Raw genomic sequence first — 15,911 nt, forward strand, 5'->3', positions numbered from 1 at the left:
ACGTCGTTAGGTGGTTTAACGCCGTGTCTCAATGAATGTAAATAGTCATTAATATCAGCAGGCATTAATGGAAGTAGCGGTCTACCAAGTGAAGTTTTAGGTAAAAAAAAGCGCCATTCAATGAATGGCGCAAGGACAGGAAACTGCGCGTAGTATACCGCCGATATAGACCAACGTCTAATATGTTTTATTTTGGTGCGTTTTAGGAGCACGCATGCACGCTATTGGCGTGCGGGCAAAGCGTTCTTCGTTAGGATCTTTTCGTAATTGTCTGATAATTATAAGAAATACTAAATTTGGCAGTATTGCTGCTAATACTTAAGCATGTTTTGTATACAAGGTATGCCGCCATGTCGCCCGTATTGACGCTTCTCCGTTCTACTTTCAACACTGCTGCCTTACGCCATTCGCCTACACGTTTGTGTGTGGGCGGTGCTGCTGCACTGGTGTTAATGCCGTCTCTCAGCCATGCCGACGACACCCAGATACGCTTTCAGTTGGATTGGCGCTTTGAAGGACCCTCCGCCCCCTTTTTGATGGCTGCCGAGAAAGGCTACTTCGCTGAAGAGGGGCTGGACGTTCAAATCGACTCCGGCAGTGGCTCAGCAGGGGCGATTAACCGCGTGGCGTCCGGTGCTTACGAGATGGGCTTTGGCGACCTTAATGCGCTGGTCGAATTCCTCGCTGAGAACCCTGATGGTCCCGGCATTCAGGGCGTCTATATTGTCTACGATGGCACGCCCGCTGCGGTATTTGCTCGTAAAGAGAGCGGTATTGAAAGTCCGGCTGACTTAGCCGGTAAAACCATCGCCGCCCCGGCCTTTGACACCGGTTACCGTGCCTGGGGCGTGTTTGCCGCCGCTAATGGCCTGGAAGCTGACGCAGTTGAGTGGCAGAACGTCGACCCCACGCTGCGTGAAACGCTGCTCACTCGTGGCGATGTGGACGCGATCACCGGCTTTTACTTTACTAGCCTGCTCAATCTTGAAGAGCGCGGTATGAGTGAAGACGAACTGACCATCATGCCGTTCCCCGAATACGGCGTGCCGCTTTATGGAAATGCGATCATCGCCAGCGAATCCTTCGCCGAAGCGAATCCGGAAGCTGTGCAAGGCTTTCTACGCGCCTTCAACCGCGCACTCGGCGAAACCATTGCCGATCCTGAAGCCGCTATTGAGTACGTCAAAAACCGCGATGGTTTGATTGATGTAGAAATGGAAACACGGCGCTTAAAACTGGCCCTAGAGAGCGTGGTGGATACCCCCGATGCTCGTGAACATGGTGTGGGCGGGGTGGATGACGAGCGTCTGGCTCAGGCGATTCAACTGGTCGCCGATGCCTACGACCTCACGTCAATCCCCTCTCCCGATCAGGTATTTAATTCAAACTACTTACCTGCCCAAGAAGAACGTATGCTGTTTTCGGCAGAGGGCGAATAAGCATGTCGGCAGCGTTCGTCACCTTTGATGACGTTAGCCTGGCCTACGATACGTCGGGTAACGCTATTGAAGATATCAACCTGAGCATCCACGAAGGCGAGTTCGTCGCCTTCGTGGGCCCCTCCGGCTGCGGTAAATCGACCTTTATGAAGCTTTGCACCGGTCTGCATGCGCCTACCACCGGTGCCGTGCGAGTGGATGGAGCAACGGTTGCCGGGCCGTTGAAGATCTCCGGTATGGCGTTTCAAAACGCCAATCTGCTGCCCTGGCGCACCACCTTGGATAACGTCTTGCTGCCGCTGGAGATCGTCAAACCTTACCGCCATCAATTCCGCAAGCGGCGCGAAGAGTTTGTCGGCTGGGCGCGCAAGCTGCTAAAGACAGTGGGGCTGGAAGGCTACGAAGATCAATACCCCTGGCAGCTTTCTGGCGGTATGCAGCAGCGGGCGTCGATCTGCCGGGCGCTGATTCACCAGCCGCGTCTACTCATGCTGGATGAGCCCTTTGGCGCACTGGATGCGTTTACCCGCGAAGAGCTGTGGTGCGTGTTGCGCGACCTGTGGGAGGCGCAACGCTTTACGGTAGTGCTGGTGACACACGACCTCCGCGAAGCGGCGTTTCTGGCCGATACCGTCTACATCATGAGCCGCCGTCCCGGCCGGGTAATCGAGCGCCGTAAAATAGAGTTGCCGCGACCCCGTGCACTGGAAACCACCTACCAAAAACCCTTTATTGATCTAGTTCAGGAACTGCGGGCGCAAATTGGCGAAGTACGTAGCACTTGATAAACGCACGCAGTACGTGATGAAAGGCGCGCTTATGACGAAAAATAACCCGCTCATTGAACGACTAGCACCATGGATCGCGGTGGTGGCATTGGTGATCATCTGGGAGGTGACAGTGCGCGTGTTTGACGTGCCCAGCTTTATCTTTCCGAGCGCCATGGAAACCGCCCGGGCGCTGGTGACCTATGCTGGCCCTATCGCCATGCACTCCTGGCAAACCTTCTGGACCACGCTCATCGGCTTTGGTCTAGGCGTTGCGGTGGGGCTGGTACTAGGCTTTATTATCGGTTCGTCGCGCTTTTTGTATAACGCCTGCTATCCGCTATTGGTGGGCTTTAATGCCATTCCCAAAGTGGCGTTCGTGCCCATCTTGGTGGTCTGGTTTGGGATTGGCTCGGTACCTGCCATTCTTACCGCGTTTTTGATCTGCTTCTTCCCCATTGTGGTCAACGTGGCCACCGGCTTGGCGACGCTGGAACCCGAAATGGAAGATGTACTGCGAGTGCTGGGCGCGCGGCGTATGGACGTATTGCTAAAAGTAGGCCTGCCGCGCTCGCTGCCGTATTTTTTTGCCTCGCTAAAAGTGGCGATTACGTTGGCCTTCGTAGGCACGGTGGTATCGGAAACGGTCGCTTCCAATCAAGGCATTGGCTACCTGATGATGAGCGCGGGCTCGCAAATGCGCATGGGATTGGTCTTCGCCGGGTTACTGGTCATCAGCGCCATGGCGATGGTGATGTATGAGCTATTTGCACAGTTGGAAAAACGCATGACCGGCTGGGCGCATCGTGGTCAGAACCGCTAGTCTCTATGTAAAGGCTCACCAACGATAAAGCAGCGACGCACTGGTAGTGCTGTCGGTGCGTTCGTTGGTGTCGTCAGGCGGCTGGGAGTTGTGCTTGATTTCGTGGGATAGGCGCAGCGACAGCTTTGAGTTGAGCCGGGCAGTAAGGGCCGTTAGCGAACGGGAAGTGATGTTCTGGCTGGTATACTCAAGCGACATTTCCTGTTCGATATCCGCGTAGTCAGAAAATTCCCAGCGGTAATCCAGTGCGGTGTAGGTCACCATCAAGCGCTCATCGTCGTAGTCGCGCAGCCGATCATGGCGGTAACCAGGTCCCGCTTCCAGGGAGAGCGTATGGGTTTCGTTCTCCAAAATCTGCCGTCCGTAGCCGCCAATCGCTGACAACTGCTGGTCGTAACCGGCAAAGCGATCTTTCTCCCAGCGGGCAAAGCCAAACAGATAGTGGGGGCCATCGAGCTCGTAACGCTCGCGCCCTGCGATTAAGTACTGCTCAGCGCTGGTTTCATCATCCTTACTAACGGTGCGTACTTCACCGCGCAGAGAGTAGGTGAATTTACCGGTTAACCACGTTAGCCGTGTTTTGCCGATCAAGGTTTGGCTGTTGGTGTTGCCTGACAGGTGGGTAAAACCAAGCTCAGCATCGCCACTGAATACGGGTGCATCTTCCTGGGGCGGCGGAGGGGCATAAAACGGATTGGCATAAGCCACACTTAGCCACAGTGGCCAGCAGGCCAGCAAAAGCATCCATCGAACGATTCTCGCAACAATAGCCACTATCTCCCTCCTTGGTTTCGGCAATCGAGCATTATATCAGCGAATGATGACATGACGTGTTGGCGTTTAACGTCGTTTGCTGGCGCGTGCCATAATGGTGCGGTCATGTATTTTGAGTCTATCTATGAGCGCTTCTCGCCCCCGAACACTCGCCGAGCTGCAGCGCTGGCGCCGTACCCGCGTTAGGCGCAGTTGGTATAAACGCAGCTTTCGCCTGCAGGTAATGCTGTTGGTGGGGCTATTGCTGGCGGGCATGCTACTGGCACAGGGCACGTATCTCAATCTCCGCAAGGCGGAAATTATTAGCCAGCAGATGGGCGAACGGGCGCTGGCGGTGGCCAAAACAGTGGCGTCAATGCCGCAAATTATCAACGCATTTGATATCCCTAATCCCGCTTTTATTATCCAGCCGCTGGCAGAACGGGTACGCCAAGAAACAGGGGCGCGCTATGTCGTGGTCGGCAATGCCCAAAGCATTCGCTACTCACACCCCGTGCCGGAACGAATCGGGCAACCGATGGTGGGTGGGGATAACGATCAGGCGCTGATCCATGGCCAGTTCTATGTCTCCGAGGCAACCGGTTCACTGGGCACCGCCATGCGTGGCAAAGCACCTATCTGGGATGAAGAGGGCAATATTATTGGCCTGGTTTCCGTCGGCTTTATGATGGATCGCGTCGAAATGGACGTGGCGCGCTACAACAGCTTTGGCTGGGTACTGGTGGCGCTGATGATCTGCCTGGGGTTCGCCGGTGCTTATTGGCTATCGCAGCACCTTAAAAAGGTCATTCTAGGCTTGGAGCCTTATGAGATTGCGCGACTGGCGATGGAGAAAGAGGCCATTTTGCAGTCGATCCACGAAGGCATCCTAGCGGTTAACCGAGAAGGGCATATCACGCTGGTCAACCAGCAGGCGCGGCGTTTTCTTAACTTGGATGACGAGCATGTGCTGTTGGGACAGCCTATCCGTGAAATTGTGCCCAACTCACGGTTATTGGAAGTGCTCCGGCGCGGCGAGCAGGAGTTCGATCAGGAGATGTGGCTGGGCGATCATCCCGTGGTGGTCAACCGGGTGCCGATTCTGCACGAGGGTGAGATCGAAGGGGCGGTGGCCACCTTCCGTAGCCGTCGGGAGATAGTCGACCTCTCCCAGGCGCTAACCCAGGCTAGCCGTGACGTGGATATGCTGCGTGCCCAGGCTCACGAGTTTTCCAACAAGCTCTACACCATCTCCGGGTTACTGCAGTTACAGCGCATCGAGGAAGCCTTGTCGCTGATCCATCAGGAAACCGAGCGTGCCCAGGCGCAAATGAGCTTTTTAATGCGCAACGTGGCTGACGCCGTGCTTAGCGGTACGCTACTGGGTAAACTCACCCGCGCGCGGGAGCTTGGCGTAGCGCTGGAAATTGACGAACAAAGCTCGCTCTCCTGCCCGCTAACGCCTACCGGTCAAGAGGTGATGATGAGCGTGGTGGGTAACTTGCTGGATAATGGCTGCCATGCCGCCCTTCATGGACCAAATAAAACGCCCAAAGTACGCCTGTTTTTCACCGACCTGGGTGAGCAGCTACTGATCGAGGTGGAGGATAACGGGCCGGGGGTGCCCGCTGAACTCGCCGAGTCGATTTTCCAAGAAGGCTTTTCGACCAAAGCGGGCAAACACCAGGGCATTGGCTTAGCGTTGGTGGCTAGGCTCTGCCGTCAGTATGGCGGCGCTGTTACTTTGGAAGAGAGTGAGCTGGGCGGGGCATGCTTTATCGCCGTGCTTGACCGCTCGCTATGCCAAAATAGGCCTGACAGTGATCTAAACCATCATTTCAAAGGCGATCTCATCGACGATCTCAACAACAAGTCCAAAAACAGTGGCCATAGCGGCGAGGGGAAACGCGATGTCTGATAGGCAGTACGGCATTTTGGTCGTTGAAGACGATTTTCGCATCGCCGATATCCACAGAGCCTTCATTGAAAAGAGCGAAGGCTTTTATGTAGTGGGTATGGCGCGCAACGGCAGCGAAGCCAAGGCGCTGATGGCGGAACACGCCGCTAACATCCAATTGATTTTGTTAGATGCCTACCTCCCCGATGTCGAGGGCTTGGAGCTGCTGTGGGCGATTCGCCGCGACTACGTGCATGTGGATATCGTCATGGTTACCGCTGCACGCGAAGTGGAAACCATTAGTGAAGCGCTGCGCGGTGGGGTATTTGACTACCTGATCAAGCCCATTGAAGCTGCGCGAATGACGCAAATGCTGACTCGCTTCCGTCGCGAGCGTGAAGCGTTGGCCAACCGCGCTGAGATGAATCAGGATGAACTGGACTCCGTGCTGGCGCGCCTTAAGCCCGGCGAGCCGTTGCGGGCAAAAAGTCAGTCACTATCTCAAGCCCTACCTAAAGGCATTGACCGGCTGACACTACGCCGGGTGATCGATGCCCTGGCCGATGCCCCCGACTCCCTTACCGCCATGCAAATGGCGCGCATCATGGGAGCTAGCCGCTCCACCGCGCGCCGCTATTTAGAATTTCTAGTTGCCGAGCAGGCGGTAAGTGCTGAGCTGGGCTATGGTGACGTAGGGCGGCCCGAACGTCGTTATCGACTGTTGAAGACGGCACATGACTGGCTAGATTCTCTATAAGAAAGTGCTGTGAGCTAGCAGGCGTGAACAAAATGAACAAAATGCGCGTAAAGAACTTTTTGTCTTTTATGCGCACAAGCTTGTCGGTCAGGGTGGCGGTCTTCTAACGTTCGCGGCGTGCAGTCTCACAATAAGACGCCCCATACAACAACACTGACACGTGGAGAACGCCATGATCATTAAGCCTTCCTTTAAGTATTTAACGTTGCTGGTCCTTCCGCTAGCGACGCTTACCACTTTTGCTAGCACCGCTTCAGCCTTCGAGCCAAAAGGTAAGGTGGAGTGTATAGCGCCCTCTGACCCAGGCGGCGGTTGGGACTTTACTTGCCGTAGCGTAGGGAATGTCATGCAGGAACTTGATATAGTTCCTGCGAATGTACAAACCATCAATATGGCTGGTGCTGGTGGCGGTGTGGCGTTTGCCCATACCGTCAGTAAGCGCGCTGGCGATGACCACCTACTGGTTGCAGCCTCTACTGCCACGACCACTCGTCTGGCCCAAGGGCAATTCCCAGGGTTGACTGCCGATCAGGTCAATTGGATCGGAGCGCTAGGGGCGGATTACGGAATTATCGCCGTGGCCGCTGATTCCGAGATTGATGACCTCAATGAACTCATGGAATCGCTCAAGGAAGATCCGCGCAGCGTTAAGTTCGCTGGCGGTAGCGCTAAAGGCGGATGGGATCATCTCAAAGTGCTGATCGCCGCTCAGGCAGCGGATGTCGAAAATCTTCCGCGCATTGCCTACCTCTCCTACAACAACGGTGGCGAAGCGCTAACCCAGGTAATCGGTGGCCACGTGGACGCCTTTACCGGGGATATCACCGAAGCCCAAGGGTTTATGGAATCTGGCGACTTACGCGTCCTGGCGGTTCTTTCTGAAGAGCGTCTGCCTGGTGACTTGGCTGACATCCCCACCGCCCGTGAGCAAGGCATTGATGCCATTGGCCCCAACTGGCGCGGCTTTTATATGCCGGCGGATGTCTCCGAAGAAGCTGAAGCGTATTGGACCGATGCCATGGACACTATTTATGAGAGTGAAGAGTGGCAGGATGTCATGGCTCAGAACGGCTTGATGCCATTTCACATGACCGCTGGCGAGTTCGAAGCGTTCGTACTCAACCAGATCAATGAGATTGAACAGCTTTCTAAAGATATTGGGCTAATTCAGTAATGACTTTCAACGACCGCATCTTTGGGGTCCTGATGATCGTCCTGGCCGTCGCGTACGGCTGGGCCGCGACTCAGTTCCCGGAACCGTTTGGTGGGGCCGAAGCCGTTGGCCCGGACACTTTTCCGAAGTTGCTCGCCATAGTGTTGGCAATTTCCAGCCTTTATCTGATTGTACGCCCTGATCCCGATAATGCATGGCCTTGGAGCCGTACCGGTATCGAGCTAATCATCGCCGTAGTGGTGCTGATCTTTTACGCCATGCTGCTTCAGCCGCTGGGCTTTATTATTAGCACTACGCTTGCTGTGGGAACGCTTTGCTGGCGCATGGGGGCTCGGCCGCTCAATGCTTACATGACCGGGGCAGTCTCGGCAGTGGTCGTGTACTTCCTGTTTAGTTTTGCACTCGATCTCGCCTTGCCGCTGGGTCTGTTGTCATTCCTGGAGATGAACTAATGGAAACTCTAGGTTATCTGATGGATGGTTTTGGCGTTGCTCTGCAGCCCCATAACCTAATGTTCGCCTTGCTGGGTGCTTTTCTTGGCACCTTGATCGGCGCCTTGCCGGGATTAGGCCCAGCTAATGGTGTGGCCATCCTGATTCCGCTGGCGTTCAGTTTGGGACTCGCACCAGAAACCGCCCTGATCATGCTGACCTCCGTGTATGCGGGCGCCATGTACGGTGGGCGTATTTCATCGATTCTGTTGAATATTCCCGGCGATGAACCGGCCATGATGACCTGTCTTGACGGGTATCCTATGGCCCAGAAAGGCAAGGCTTCTGAGGCGCTGGCGATCTCAGCCGTGGCCTCTTTTATCGGTAGCCTTATCGCCACTATTGGTTTGATCTTGCTGGCGCCACTGTTGGCTAATTTTGCCTTAACGTTCGGCCCTGCAGAATATTTTGCGCTCTTCCTGCTGGCTTTCGCTACCTTAGGCGGCATCACTGGCAAAAACCCTATGAAAACGGTAGTCGCCGCCAGTATTGGCCTAATGATCGCCACGGTGGGTATCGACAATACTGGCGTGCAGCGCTACACCTTCGGGGTGCTCGAACTTTTTGAAGGCGTGGACTTCATCATTGCTATCGTCGGTCTGTTTGCCATTTCCGAACTGCTGTTCTTTATTGAGGAGCGCGCAGGCGGTGGTAAGGAGAAGATGAAGGTCAACAAGCTTTCGCTCTCCTGGAAAGATATCCGCGATATTCTACCCACCAGTTTCCGTGGCGGGGTGCTGGGGTTTGTTGCCGGTGTGCTACCCGGCGCCGGTGCTTCGTTGGGTAGCTTCATCAGCTATACCCTTGAAAAACGTGTGTTGGGTAAGAAAGGCTATTTTGGACAAGGCGACCCGCGTGGTGTGGCTGCTCCCGAAGCTGGCAATAACGCCGCTTCGAGCGGTGCTCTGGTCCCCATGCTAACCCTGGGTGTGCCGGGCAGTGGTACTACCGCAGTACTCTTAGCGTTGTTGATTTCGCTCAATATCACCCCGGGGCCGTTGATGTTCACCCAGAATGCTGACATCGTCTGGGGCGTGATCGCAGCGCTATTGATCGGTAACTTTTTGCTGCTGATCCTTAACATTCCGTTGGTGGGCATCTTCGTCAAGCTGCTGTCCGTGCCGCCGATGTACTTGCTGCCGATCGTCACGATGATTGCCTTCGTGGGTATCTACTCGATCAGTAACACCATCTTTGACCTCTACTTCATGGTGGCCTTTGGGGTGGGCGGTTACGTCCTGCGCAAGCTTGAGATTCCGCTGGTGCCAGTGATTCTTGGCTTGTTGCTGGGGCCTGAGATGGAGAAGAACCTGCGCCATGCCATGGATATCTCCGATGGCGACTGGATGATTCTTTGGGATAGCGGTCTGGCTATCGGCCTTTGGGTCTTTGCTGGATTGGGCTTGATCTTGCCTTATATTGTGGGTCCTCTCCTGCGTCGTGGGATGAAGGGAGCAACGCCTACGTCAGGCTCGCCTGAAAGCGATTAATACTTAAAAAGTCATCTTGAGCAACGGGGTGTCGACGAAAGTCGACGCCCCGTTTTTATAAGTAGTACCTCTGAAAGATGGTCAGGCTCTTTTCTACAGTTTTTGTAACTGAAGAGTAAGTATAAAGTTTCTAAATTGTATATGACTAATGTAAGTGCCGAGTTGGTGCAGTGTTTTCTTATTGGTGCATTGTTAAGGTGCTTTAATAACAGCTTTGCGCTTTATATTGGTGCATTTGACGATAATGAGGAATATTTTAAGATAACTAAGTAGCTGATTCATTAACTATAAGTGATCGTTGTGCCAATCTGGCGCATCCCTTGCAGGTGTTAATGGCTAGTGGACGTATTGGGGGAGCTAACACAACAACCCCAAGTGCGAAGCCAACCATCAAGCCCCAATCATAAGGGGTGCAAGGAGATTAACAATGAACACTCTCAAACGCTCGACACACCCGCAACGATTCCTTTCAAGTGGCCGTTTCGCCACCGCGCTACTCACCGCCGCGGTCATGGGGGCCAGCGCCCCGGCCTTCGCGCAAGACGATGACCCGATCAAAGTCGGTATCCTGCACTCGCTTTCCGGCACTATGGCGATTAGTGAGACCGTCCTCAAAGACACCGTCGAAATGTTGATCGAACAGCAGAACGAAGCCGGTGGTTTGCTGGGTCGCCAGCTGGAAGCCGTTGTCGTTGACCCCGCCTCTAACTGGCCGCTGTTTGCTGAACGTGCTCGTGAGCTATTGGCGCAAGAAGAAGTCGACGTCATATTCGGCAACTGGACCTCGGTTTCTCGTAAAGCAGTGCTGCCAGTCGTCGAAGAGCTTAACGGTCTACTGTTCTACCCGGTGCAGTATGAGGGCGAAGAGTCCTCTGAAAACGTCTTCTACACCGGCGCCGCGCCTAACCAACAGGCCATTCCTGCGGTTGAATATTTGATCAACGAAGTGGGTATCGAGCGCTTTGCGCTAGTCGGTACTGACTATGTCTATCCGCGCACCACCAACCGTATCCTCGAAGCGTTCCTCAAGGATGAACACGGCATCGCGGAAGAGGACATCATGGTTAACTACACGCCGTTCGGTCACTCCGATTGGCAGAACATCGTGGCAGAAATTCGTCGCTTCGGTGAAGAGGGTAAACCAACCGCCGTGATCTCAACGGTTAACGGCGACGCCAACGTGCCGTTCTATACTGAGCTTTCCAACCAGGGTATCGACGCGGCCGATATTCCGGTCATCGCCTTCTCTGTGGGCGAGCAGGAGCTTACCGGTATTGATACCGGCCCATTGGTCGGTCACCTGGCCGCCTGGAACTACTTCATGAGCGTCGATAACGATGACAACTACGACTTTATCGATGCCTGGATTGAGTACACCGGCGACGATATGGCAGTGACCAACGACCCGATGGAAGCGCACTACATCGGCTTCAACATGTGGGCCGAAGCGGTTCGCAAAGCGGGCACGACAGATGTCGATACGGTGAAAGACGCCATTATCGGTGTGACCGTACCTAACCTCTCCGGCGGCTATGCGGCGATGATGCCCAACCACCACATCACCAAGCCGGTGCTGATTGGTGAAATTCAGGATAACGGCCAGTTCGACATCGTGTGGCAGACGCCCTCTACTGTGGCGGGCGACGCCTGGTCTGACTACCTGCCTGGCTCGCGTGACCTGATTGCCGATTGGCGCAAGCCGATGGAATGCGGCAACTTTAACGTCGTGAACGGCTCCTGTGGTGGCAGCACCGCAGCAGAAGAAGCCGAAGCGGCACTCGCTGAGTAAAGCCTAAAACCCCTTGCCGCGTCGTGGTTCGATGGTTGGCGCGGCAAGGAGCACGCTATCTTTCCCTCTTAGATAACCAAAGGAAGAACCCCATGAGGCGTTTCCTTTCCTTGGCGCTGCTCTGTTTCCTGCTGGTGGGGGCGACCCTCACCGCGCAGGCGCAATCAACAGACGCCGCCAGCAATCCCACAAATGATGCGGCCGCGCTCGAACTGTTAGAGGCGCTGGACGTTGAATCCTATACCGCCAAAGGCGAAGCCATTACGGCTATTCTGCAAAGCGACGACGAGCGCGCCCGTGATTGGCTGCAGGCGCTGCTGGATGGCCGCTTACAGCGCACCGACGATGGCCGCTTTGTACTAGTGCTTGAGAACCGCGGCCGTGACTGGCCGGTGGCTGATGTGCTGACCGGTGAGGCGCTGGGCGAGATGTCCCGCCGCGACCTGGAGCGTGTGGGCATTAACAACAATCTGCGCAATCAGCTGCGCAGCGCCATTGCGGTGGTTGACCTCTACTCGCCCAACGTGGAGCGCCGCCGTATCTCGGCTGAGCGGCTGTTAGGTGAAGTGGATGGTGAGCTGGTGCCCACCCTCAATGATTTGATCGAACAGGAAGAAGACGATCAAGTGCGCTATCGTCTGGCCCAGGCCGTGGCGATTTATCAAGCTGAAGCAGGCGAAATGGCGGGGGTCGAAGCGCTGGATGGCAGCCTTCACCCGCGCTCTCGCGTAGCGTTAAGCCGAGCGGTGAATGGTGACGACCCTGTGGTCGCCAACGCCGCTGCCGCCTCGCTGGCAAGCATCGAGCAGCAGCTCAAAATCAACCGCGGTTTGGAAACGCTCTATTTTGGTTTGAGCCTGGGTTCGGTGCTGGTGCTGGCGGCCATTGGCCTTGCGATCACCTTTGGGGTCATGGGCGTGATCAACATGGCCCACGGCGAGCTGATGATGCTGGGCGCCTATACCACCTGGGCGATGCAGCAACTGCTACCTGGCCAACCAGGGCTGGCGCTGATTCTATCGATTCCCGCAGGCTTTATGGTCGCGGCCCTAGCCGGTGTGGCGATCGAGCGCGGCGTGATTCAGTTCCTCAAGGGTCGCCCGCTGGAAACTCTGCTGGCGACCTTCGGTATCAGTTTGATTCTCCAGCAGCTGGTGCGCACGGTGATTTCACCGCTTAACCGTACCGTGATTACTCCGGAGTGGATGAGCGGTTCGCTGGTGGTTAACGATGCGCTGTCGCTAACGCTCAACCGCATGTACGTGCTCGGCTTTGCGTTGGTGGTGTTTGCCGGCCTGATGCTGATCATGCGCCGCACGCGGCTGGGGCTTGAGGTCCGAGCCGTCACTCAGAATCGCGCCATGGCCCGCTCCATGGGCATTCGTGCCACTCGTGTGGATATCATGACCTTTGCACTAGGTTCGGGTGTGGCCGGGCTTGCCGGTGTGGCGCTCTCCCAGCTCACCAATGTAGGCCCCAACCTGGGGCAGAACTACATCATCGACTCCTTCATGGTGGTGGTGTTCGGCGGCGTGGGTAACCTGTGGGGCACGCTGGTGGCCGGGCTATCGCTGGGTGTCATTAACCAAGTGCTGGAACCTTGGGCTGGCGCGGTATTGGCCAAGATCATCGTGTTGGTCTTTATCATCCTATTCATTCAAAAACGCCCGCGTGGACTCTTCCCGCAGAAGGGCCGGGCTGCGGAGGGCTAAGCGATGTCACTAACGACCGAATCATCGACGAATTTTTGGCTAACACGACCCTTCAGCGAACGCTCTACGCAGATATTTCTTGGCGTGCTACTGGCCGCCCTGGCGCTGGTCACTATCCTGCATGTGGCGGTGCCGCCGGAGAATCCGCTGCATGTGGGCGCCTATACGGTCAATCTGTTCGGTAAGTACTTAAGCTACGCGTTGCTCGCCGTGGCGGTGGATCTGGTGTGGGGCTATCTGGGCATTTTGAGCCTGGGACACGGCGCCTTTTTCGCCATTGGCGGCTACGCCATGGGCATGTACCTGATGCGCCAAATTGGCGATCGAGGCACTTACGGCAATCCCGTGTTGCCCGACTTTATGGTGTTCCTGAACTGGGACAGCCTGCCGTGGTTCTGGCACGGCTTCGATATGGCCTGGTTCGCCTTTGCCATGGTGCTGCTGGCCCCCGGCCTACTGGCACTGGTATTCGGCTTCTTGGCCTTCCGCTCGCGGGTTACCGGAGTGTATCTGTCGATCATTACCCAGGCGCTGACCTTTGCCTTGATGCTGGCCTTCTTCCGTAATGAGATGGGCTTTGGTGGCAATAACGGCCTCACCGATTTCCGCGAAATCGTCGGCTTCGATTTACGCAGCGACGCCACACGCTTAGGGCTGTTTCTGGCCACCGGGGTGGCGTTGGCGCTGGGCTTTATTCTCTGCCGCGCAATTGTCACCAGCAAGCTGGGCCGTGTGAGCGTGGCCACTCGCGACGCCGAAGCGCGTACGCGCTTTCTCGGCTACCGCGTCGAACGCTTTCAGCTGTTTGTGTTTGTGGTCTCGGCGATGCTCGCAGGCCTGGCGGGGGCGCTTTACGTGCCGCAAGTGGGGATTATCAACCCCAGCGAATTCTCGCCGATTTTCTCCATTGAGATTGTGCTGTGGGTAGCGCTAGGCGGTCGCGCCACGCTGTATGGCGCGGTGATTGGTGCCATTCTGGTCAACTACGCCAAAACTATCTTTACCGGCGTCATGCCCGATGCCTGGCTGTTTGCGTTAGGGGCGATGTTTGTACTGGTCACGGTGTTTCTGCCCAAGGGCGTGGCGGGACTGTTTCGCTACCTTAAGCGCCGTAAACGCGAGGATCAAACGACTGATCCGGATCATAAACCCACGCCCGAGGAGGCCTCCGCATGAGTTTGCTGCAATCGCTGACCCAGCGTGACCGGGTGTTCGATTTTATGGCGCCCCAAGCCTCTCCGGTGGACGTTCGCCACGGGCCGATACTCTATATGGAAGATGTCACCGTGAGCTTCGATGGTTTTAAAGCCATCAATAACCTCAACCTGACCATCAACGACGGTGAGCTGCGCTGCATTATCGGCCCCAACGGGGCGGGCAAGACCACCATGATGGATATCATCACCGGCAAGACCCGACCCACCAGCGGCAGCGTGTGGTTCGGCAGTCGCCATAATTTGCTGCACATGAACGAGCCCGATATCGCCAGCCTGGGCATTGGCCGCAAGTTTCAAAAGCCCACCGTGTTCGAAGCGCTATCGGTGTTTGAAAACCTGGAATTGGCCATGGCTGCCGACAAGCGGATCTTTCCCACCCTGACCGCACGCATGACCGGCGAGATCAAAGACCGCATCGATGAAGTGCTGGAAACCATTGGCCTGACGGTATTGCGCCATCAGCCTGCGGGCATTCTTTCCCACGGCCAGAAACAGTGGCTGGAGATCGGCATGCTGTTAATGCAGCGCCCGCGCCTGCTGCTGGTGGATGAACCGGTGGCGGGCATGACCGAGCAGGAGATGGAGCGCACCGCCGAACTGCTCACCGGGCTGGCCGGTAAGCAGTCCGTGGTGGTGGTGGAGCACGATATGGGTTTCGTGCGTTCGATTGCCCGCCAAGTCACCGTACTGCACCAGGGCAGCGTGCTGGCGGAAGGCACCATGGATCAAGTCTCCAGCGACCCCAAAGTCATTGAGGTCTATCTGGGTGCCGATGACGAGGAGGCCGCCTGATGCTAGCCATTGAAAAGCTCAACCAGTTCTACGGCGAAAGCCACACCCTCTGGGATCTGGATCTTGAGGTGCCCGCCGGGCAATGCACCTGCGTGATGGGCCGCAACGGCGTGGGCAAAACCACGCTGCTAAAAGCCGTAATGGGTGAAGTCGCGGTGAAAAGCGGTGCGCTGCGCTACACAAGCGCTGCTTCAAGCGGTGGCGGTGAGATCGAGTTGACCAAAAAAGCGGTGGAAGCGCGTTCGCGGTTGGGAATTGGCTACGTGCCTCAAGGGCGGCAGATATTTCCGCTGCTGACTGTAGAGGAGAATTTGCGCACCGGCCTTGCCGCCCGCAGCGACGGGCTGAAAAAGATTCCCGAGCGGGTCTACGAGCTGTTCCCCGTGCTCAAGGAGATGAAAAACCGCCGTGGCGGTGATTTATCCGGTGGTCAACAGCAGCAGCTGGCGATTGGCCGTGCGCTGGTCATCGAACCCAAACTGCTGATTCTGGACGAGCCAGGTGAGGGCATTCAGCCCAATATCGTCGCTCAAATCGGCCAAGTGATTCGTCAGTTGATCAACGAGGATGGCCTTACGGTGCTACTGGTGGAGCAGAAGCTGCCCTTTGCCCGTAAGTACGCCGACCGCTTTGTGATCATGGATCGCGGCCGGCCGGTGGCCAAAGGGGAGATCAGCGAGCTCTCTAATGAGCTGATCAAGCAGCATCTGACGGTTTAAGTTATCCACACCCGGTTACCGCCTGCCCGGCCAAGCGGTTGTCGAAAGGCGGTCGCTTTTTTGCGCTCGGATGAGCGGTGTTTCCAAAAGC

At 56.0% G+C, this 15,911-nt stretch carries 14 protein-coding genes; 13 read left to right on the forward strand and 1 reads right to left on the reverse strand.

Going from position 1 to position 15,911, the window contains the following annotated elements:
- Positions 1 to 350: 350 nt before the first annotated feature.
- The 3 genes from KO116_RS01705 to KO116_RS01715 are packed head-to-tail and all read left to right on the forward strand — an operon-like array spanning position 351 to position 3,029.
- Positions 351 to 1,439, forward strand: coding sequence for an ABC transporter substrate-binding protein (locus KO116_RS01705; protein ID WP_082072528.1), 1,089 nt, complete (start codon positions 351 to 353; stop codon positions 1,437 to 1,439).
- Between the two features lie 2 nt (positions 1,440 to 1,441).
- Positions 1,442 to 2,224, forward strand: a complete 783-nt coding sequence (locus KO116_RS01710) for an ABC transporter ATP-binding protein (RefSeq protein WP_035555181.1) — start codon at positions 1,442 to 1,444, stop codon at positions 2,222 to 2,224.
- A 34-nt stretch (positions 2,225 to 2,258) separates the two neighbouring features.
- On the forward strand, positions 2,259 to 3,029 hold the full coding sequence (locus KO116_RS01715) for an ABC transporter permease (RefSeq protein WP_035555184.1): 771 nt from the start codon (positions 2,259 to 2,261) through the stop codon (positions 3,027 to 3,029).
- 15 nt (positions 3,030 to 3,044) lie between these two features.
- On the opposite strand, the gene KO116_RS01720 is transcribed toward KO116_RS01715, so the two are convergent.
- Positions 3,045 to 3,773: a DUF481 domain-containing protein gene (locus KO116_RS01720; protein WP_035555187.1), complete on the reverse strand. Its 729-nt coding sequence runs from the start codon at positions 3,771 to 3,773 to the stop codon at positions 3,045 to 3,047.
- A gap of 154 nt (positions 3,774 to 3,927) precedes the next feature.
- Between KO116_RS01720 and KO116_RS01725 the strand changes: the two genes are divergently transcribed.
- The 10 genes from KO116_RS01725 to urtE all read left to right on the forward strand — a co-directional run bounded on the left by KO116_RS01725 (position 3,928) and on the right by urtE (position 15,820).
- On the forward strand, positions 3,928 to 5,700 hold the full coding sequence (locus KO116_RS01725; RefSeq protein ID WP_235272473.1) for an ATP-binding protein: 1,773 nt from the start codon (positions 3,928 to 3,930) through the stop codon (positions 5,698 to 5,700).
- Positions 5,693 to 6,436 carry a response regulator gene (locus KO116_RS01730; protein WP_035555190.1) on the forward strand — a complete coding sequence of 248 codons (744 nt, stop codon included), beginning with the start codon at positions 5,693 to 5,695 and terminating at the stop codon, positions 6,434 to 6,436. The genes KO116_RS01725 and KO116_RS01730 overlap by 8 nt, the downstream gene beginning before the upstream one ends.
- A 172-nt stretch (positions 6,437 to 6,608) precedes the next feature.
- Positions 6,609 to 7,610, forward strand: a complete 1,002-nt coding sequence (locus tag KO116_RS01735; protein ID WP_082072529.1) for a Bug family tripartite tricarboxylate transporter substrate binding protein — start codon at positions 6,609 to 6,611, stop codon at positions 7,608 to 7,610.
- A complete protein-coding gene (locus KO116_RS01740; RefSeq protein ID WP_035555193.1) occupies positions 7,610 to 8,062 on the forward strand; it encodes a tripartite tricarboxylate transporter TctB family protein in 453 nt (150 codons plus the stop codon). Before KO116_RS01735 ends, KO116_RS01740 begins: the two co-directional genes overlap by 1 nt.
- The gene (locus KO116_RS01745) at positions 8,062 to 9,591 is read left to right on the forward strand and encodes a tripartite tricarboxylate transporter permease (protein ID WP_035555196.1); all 1,530 of its coding nucleotides are present in this window, start codon (positions 8,062 to 8,064) and stop codon (positions 9,589 to 9,591) included. Before KO116_RS01740 ends, KO116_RS01745 begins: the two co-directional genes overlap by 1 nt.
- Before the next feature lie 427 nt (positions 9,592 to 10,018).
- Entirely contained in the window at positions 10,019 to 11,380 is a 1,362-nt protein-coding gene (gene urtA / locus KO116_RS01750) for an urea ABC transporter substrate-binding protein (protein WP_035555198.1), read from the forward strand.
- A 92-nt stretch (positions 11,381 to 11,472) separates the two neighbouring features.
- The gene (gene urtB / locus KO116_RS01755) at positions 11,473 to 13,092 is read left to right on the forward strand and encodes an urea ABC transporter permease subunit UrtB (protein WP_035555201.1); all 1,620 of its coding nucleotides are present in this window, start codon (positions 11,473 to 11,475) and stop codon (positions 13,090 to 13,092) included.
- Positions 13,093 to 13,095: 3 nt separating this feature from the next.
- Positions 13,096 to 14,268 (forward strand): urea ABC transporter permease subunit UrtC, encoded by a 1,173-nt coding sequence (gene urtC, locus KO116_RS01760; protein ID WP_035555204.1) that lies wholly within the window; start codon positions 13,096 to 13,098, stop codon positions 14,266 to 14,268.
- Positions 14,265 to 15,101 carry an urea ABC transporter ATP-binding protein UrtD gene (gene urtD / locus KO116_RS01765; RefSeq protein WP_035555207.1) on the forward strand — a complete coding sequence of 279 codons (837 nt, stop codon included), beginning with the start codon at positions 14,265 to 14,267 and terminating at the stop codon, positions 15,099 to 15,101. Before urtC ends, urtD begins: the two co-directional genes overlap by 4 nt.
- Entirely contained in the window at positions 15,101 to 15,820 is a 720-nt protein-coding gene (gene urtE, locus KO116_RS01770) for an urea ABC transporter ATP-binding subunit UrtE (protein ID WP_035555210.1), read from the forward strand. Before urtD ends, urtE begins: the two co-directional genes overlap by 1 nt.
- Positions 15,821 to 15,911 lie beyond the last annotated feature (91 nt).

Origin of the sequence: Halomonas sp. KO116, from assembly GCF_000734975.2 — a bacterium.
GTDB classification, from domain to species: domain Bacteria; phylum Pseudomonadota; class Gammaproteobacteria; order Pseudomonadales; family Halomonadaceae; genus Vreelandella; species Vreelandella glaciei.

Bases quoted from the DNA above. Each gene is read 5' to 3' on its own strand.
- KO116_RS01705 (WP_082072528.1), top strand. From the start codon at position 351: ATGTCGCCCGTATTGACGCTTCTCCGTTCTACTTTCAACACTGCTGCC.
- KO116_RS01710 (WP_035555181.1), top strand. From the start codon at position 1,442: ATGTCGGCAGCGTTCGTCACCTTTGATGACGTTAGCCTGGCCTACGAT.
- KO116_RS01715 (WP_035555184.1), top strand. From the start codon at position 2,259: ATGACGAAAAATAACCCGCTCATTGAACGACTAGCACCATGGATCGCG.
- KO116_RS01720 (WP_035555187.1), bottom strand. From the start codon at position 3,773: ATGCTTTTGCTGGCCTGCTGGCCACTGTGGCTAAGTGTGGCTTATGCC.
- KO116_RS01725 (WP_235272473.1), top strand. From the start codon at position 3,928: ATGAGCGCTTCTCGCCCCCGAACACTCGCCGAGCTGCAGCGCTGGCGC.
- KO116_RS01730 (WP_035555190.1), top strand. From the start codon at position 5,693: ATGTCTGATAGGCAGTACGGCATTTTGGTCGTTGAAGACGATTTTCGC.
- KO116_RS01735 (WP_082072529.1), top strand. From the start codon at position 6,609: ATGATCATTAAGCCTTCCTTTAAGTATTTAACGTTGCTGGTCCTTCCG.
- KO116_RS01740 (WP_035555193.1), top strand. From the start codon at position 7,610: ATGACTTTCAACGACCGCATCTTTGGGGTCCTGATGATCGTCCTGGCC.
- KO116_RS01745 (WP_035555196.1), top strand. From the start codon at position 8,062: ATGGAAACTCTAGGTTATCTGATGGATGGTTTTGGCGTTGCTCTGCAG.
- urtA (WP_035555198.1), top strand. From the start codon at position 10,019: ATGAACACTCTCAAACGCTCGACACACCCGCAACGATTCCTTTCAAGT.
- urtB (WP_035555201.1), top strand. From the start codon at position 11,473: ATGAGGCGTTTCCTTTCCTTGGCGCTGCTCTGTTTCCTGCTGGTGGGG.
- urtC (WP_035555204.1), top strand. From the start codon at position 13,096: ATGTCACTAACGACCGAATCATCGACGAATTTTTGGCTAACACGACCC.
- urtD (WP_035555207.1), top strand. From the start codon at position 14,265: ATGAGTTTGCTGCAATCGCTGACCCAGCGTGACCGGGTGTTCGATTTT.
- urtE (WP_035555210.1), top strand. From the start codon at position 15,101: ATGCTAGCCATTGAAAAGCTCAACCAGTTCTACGGCGAAAGCCACACC.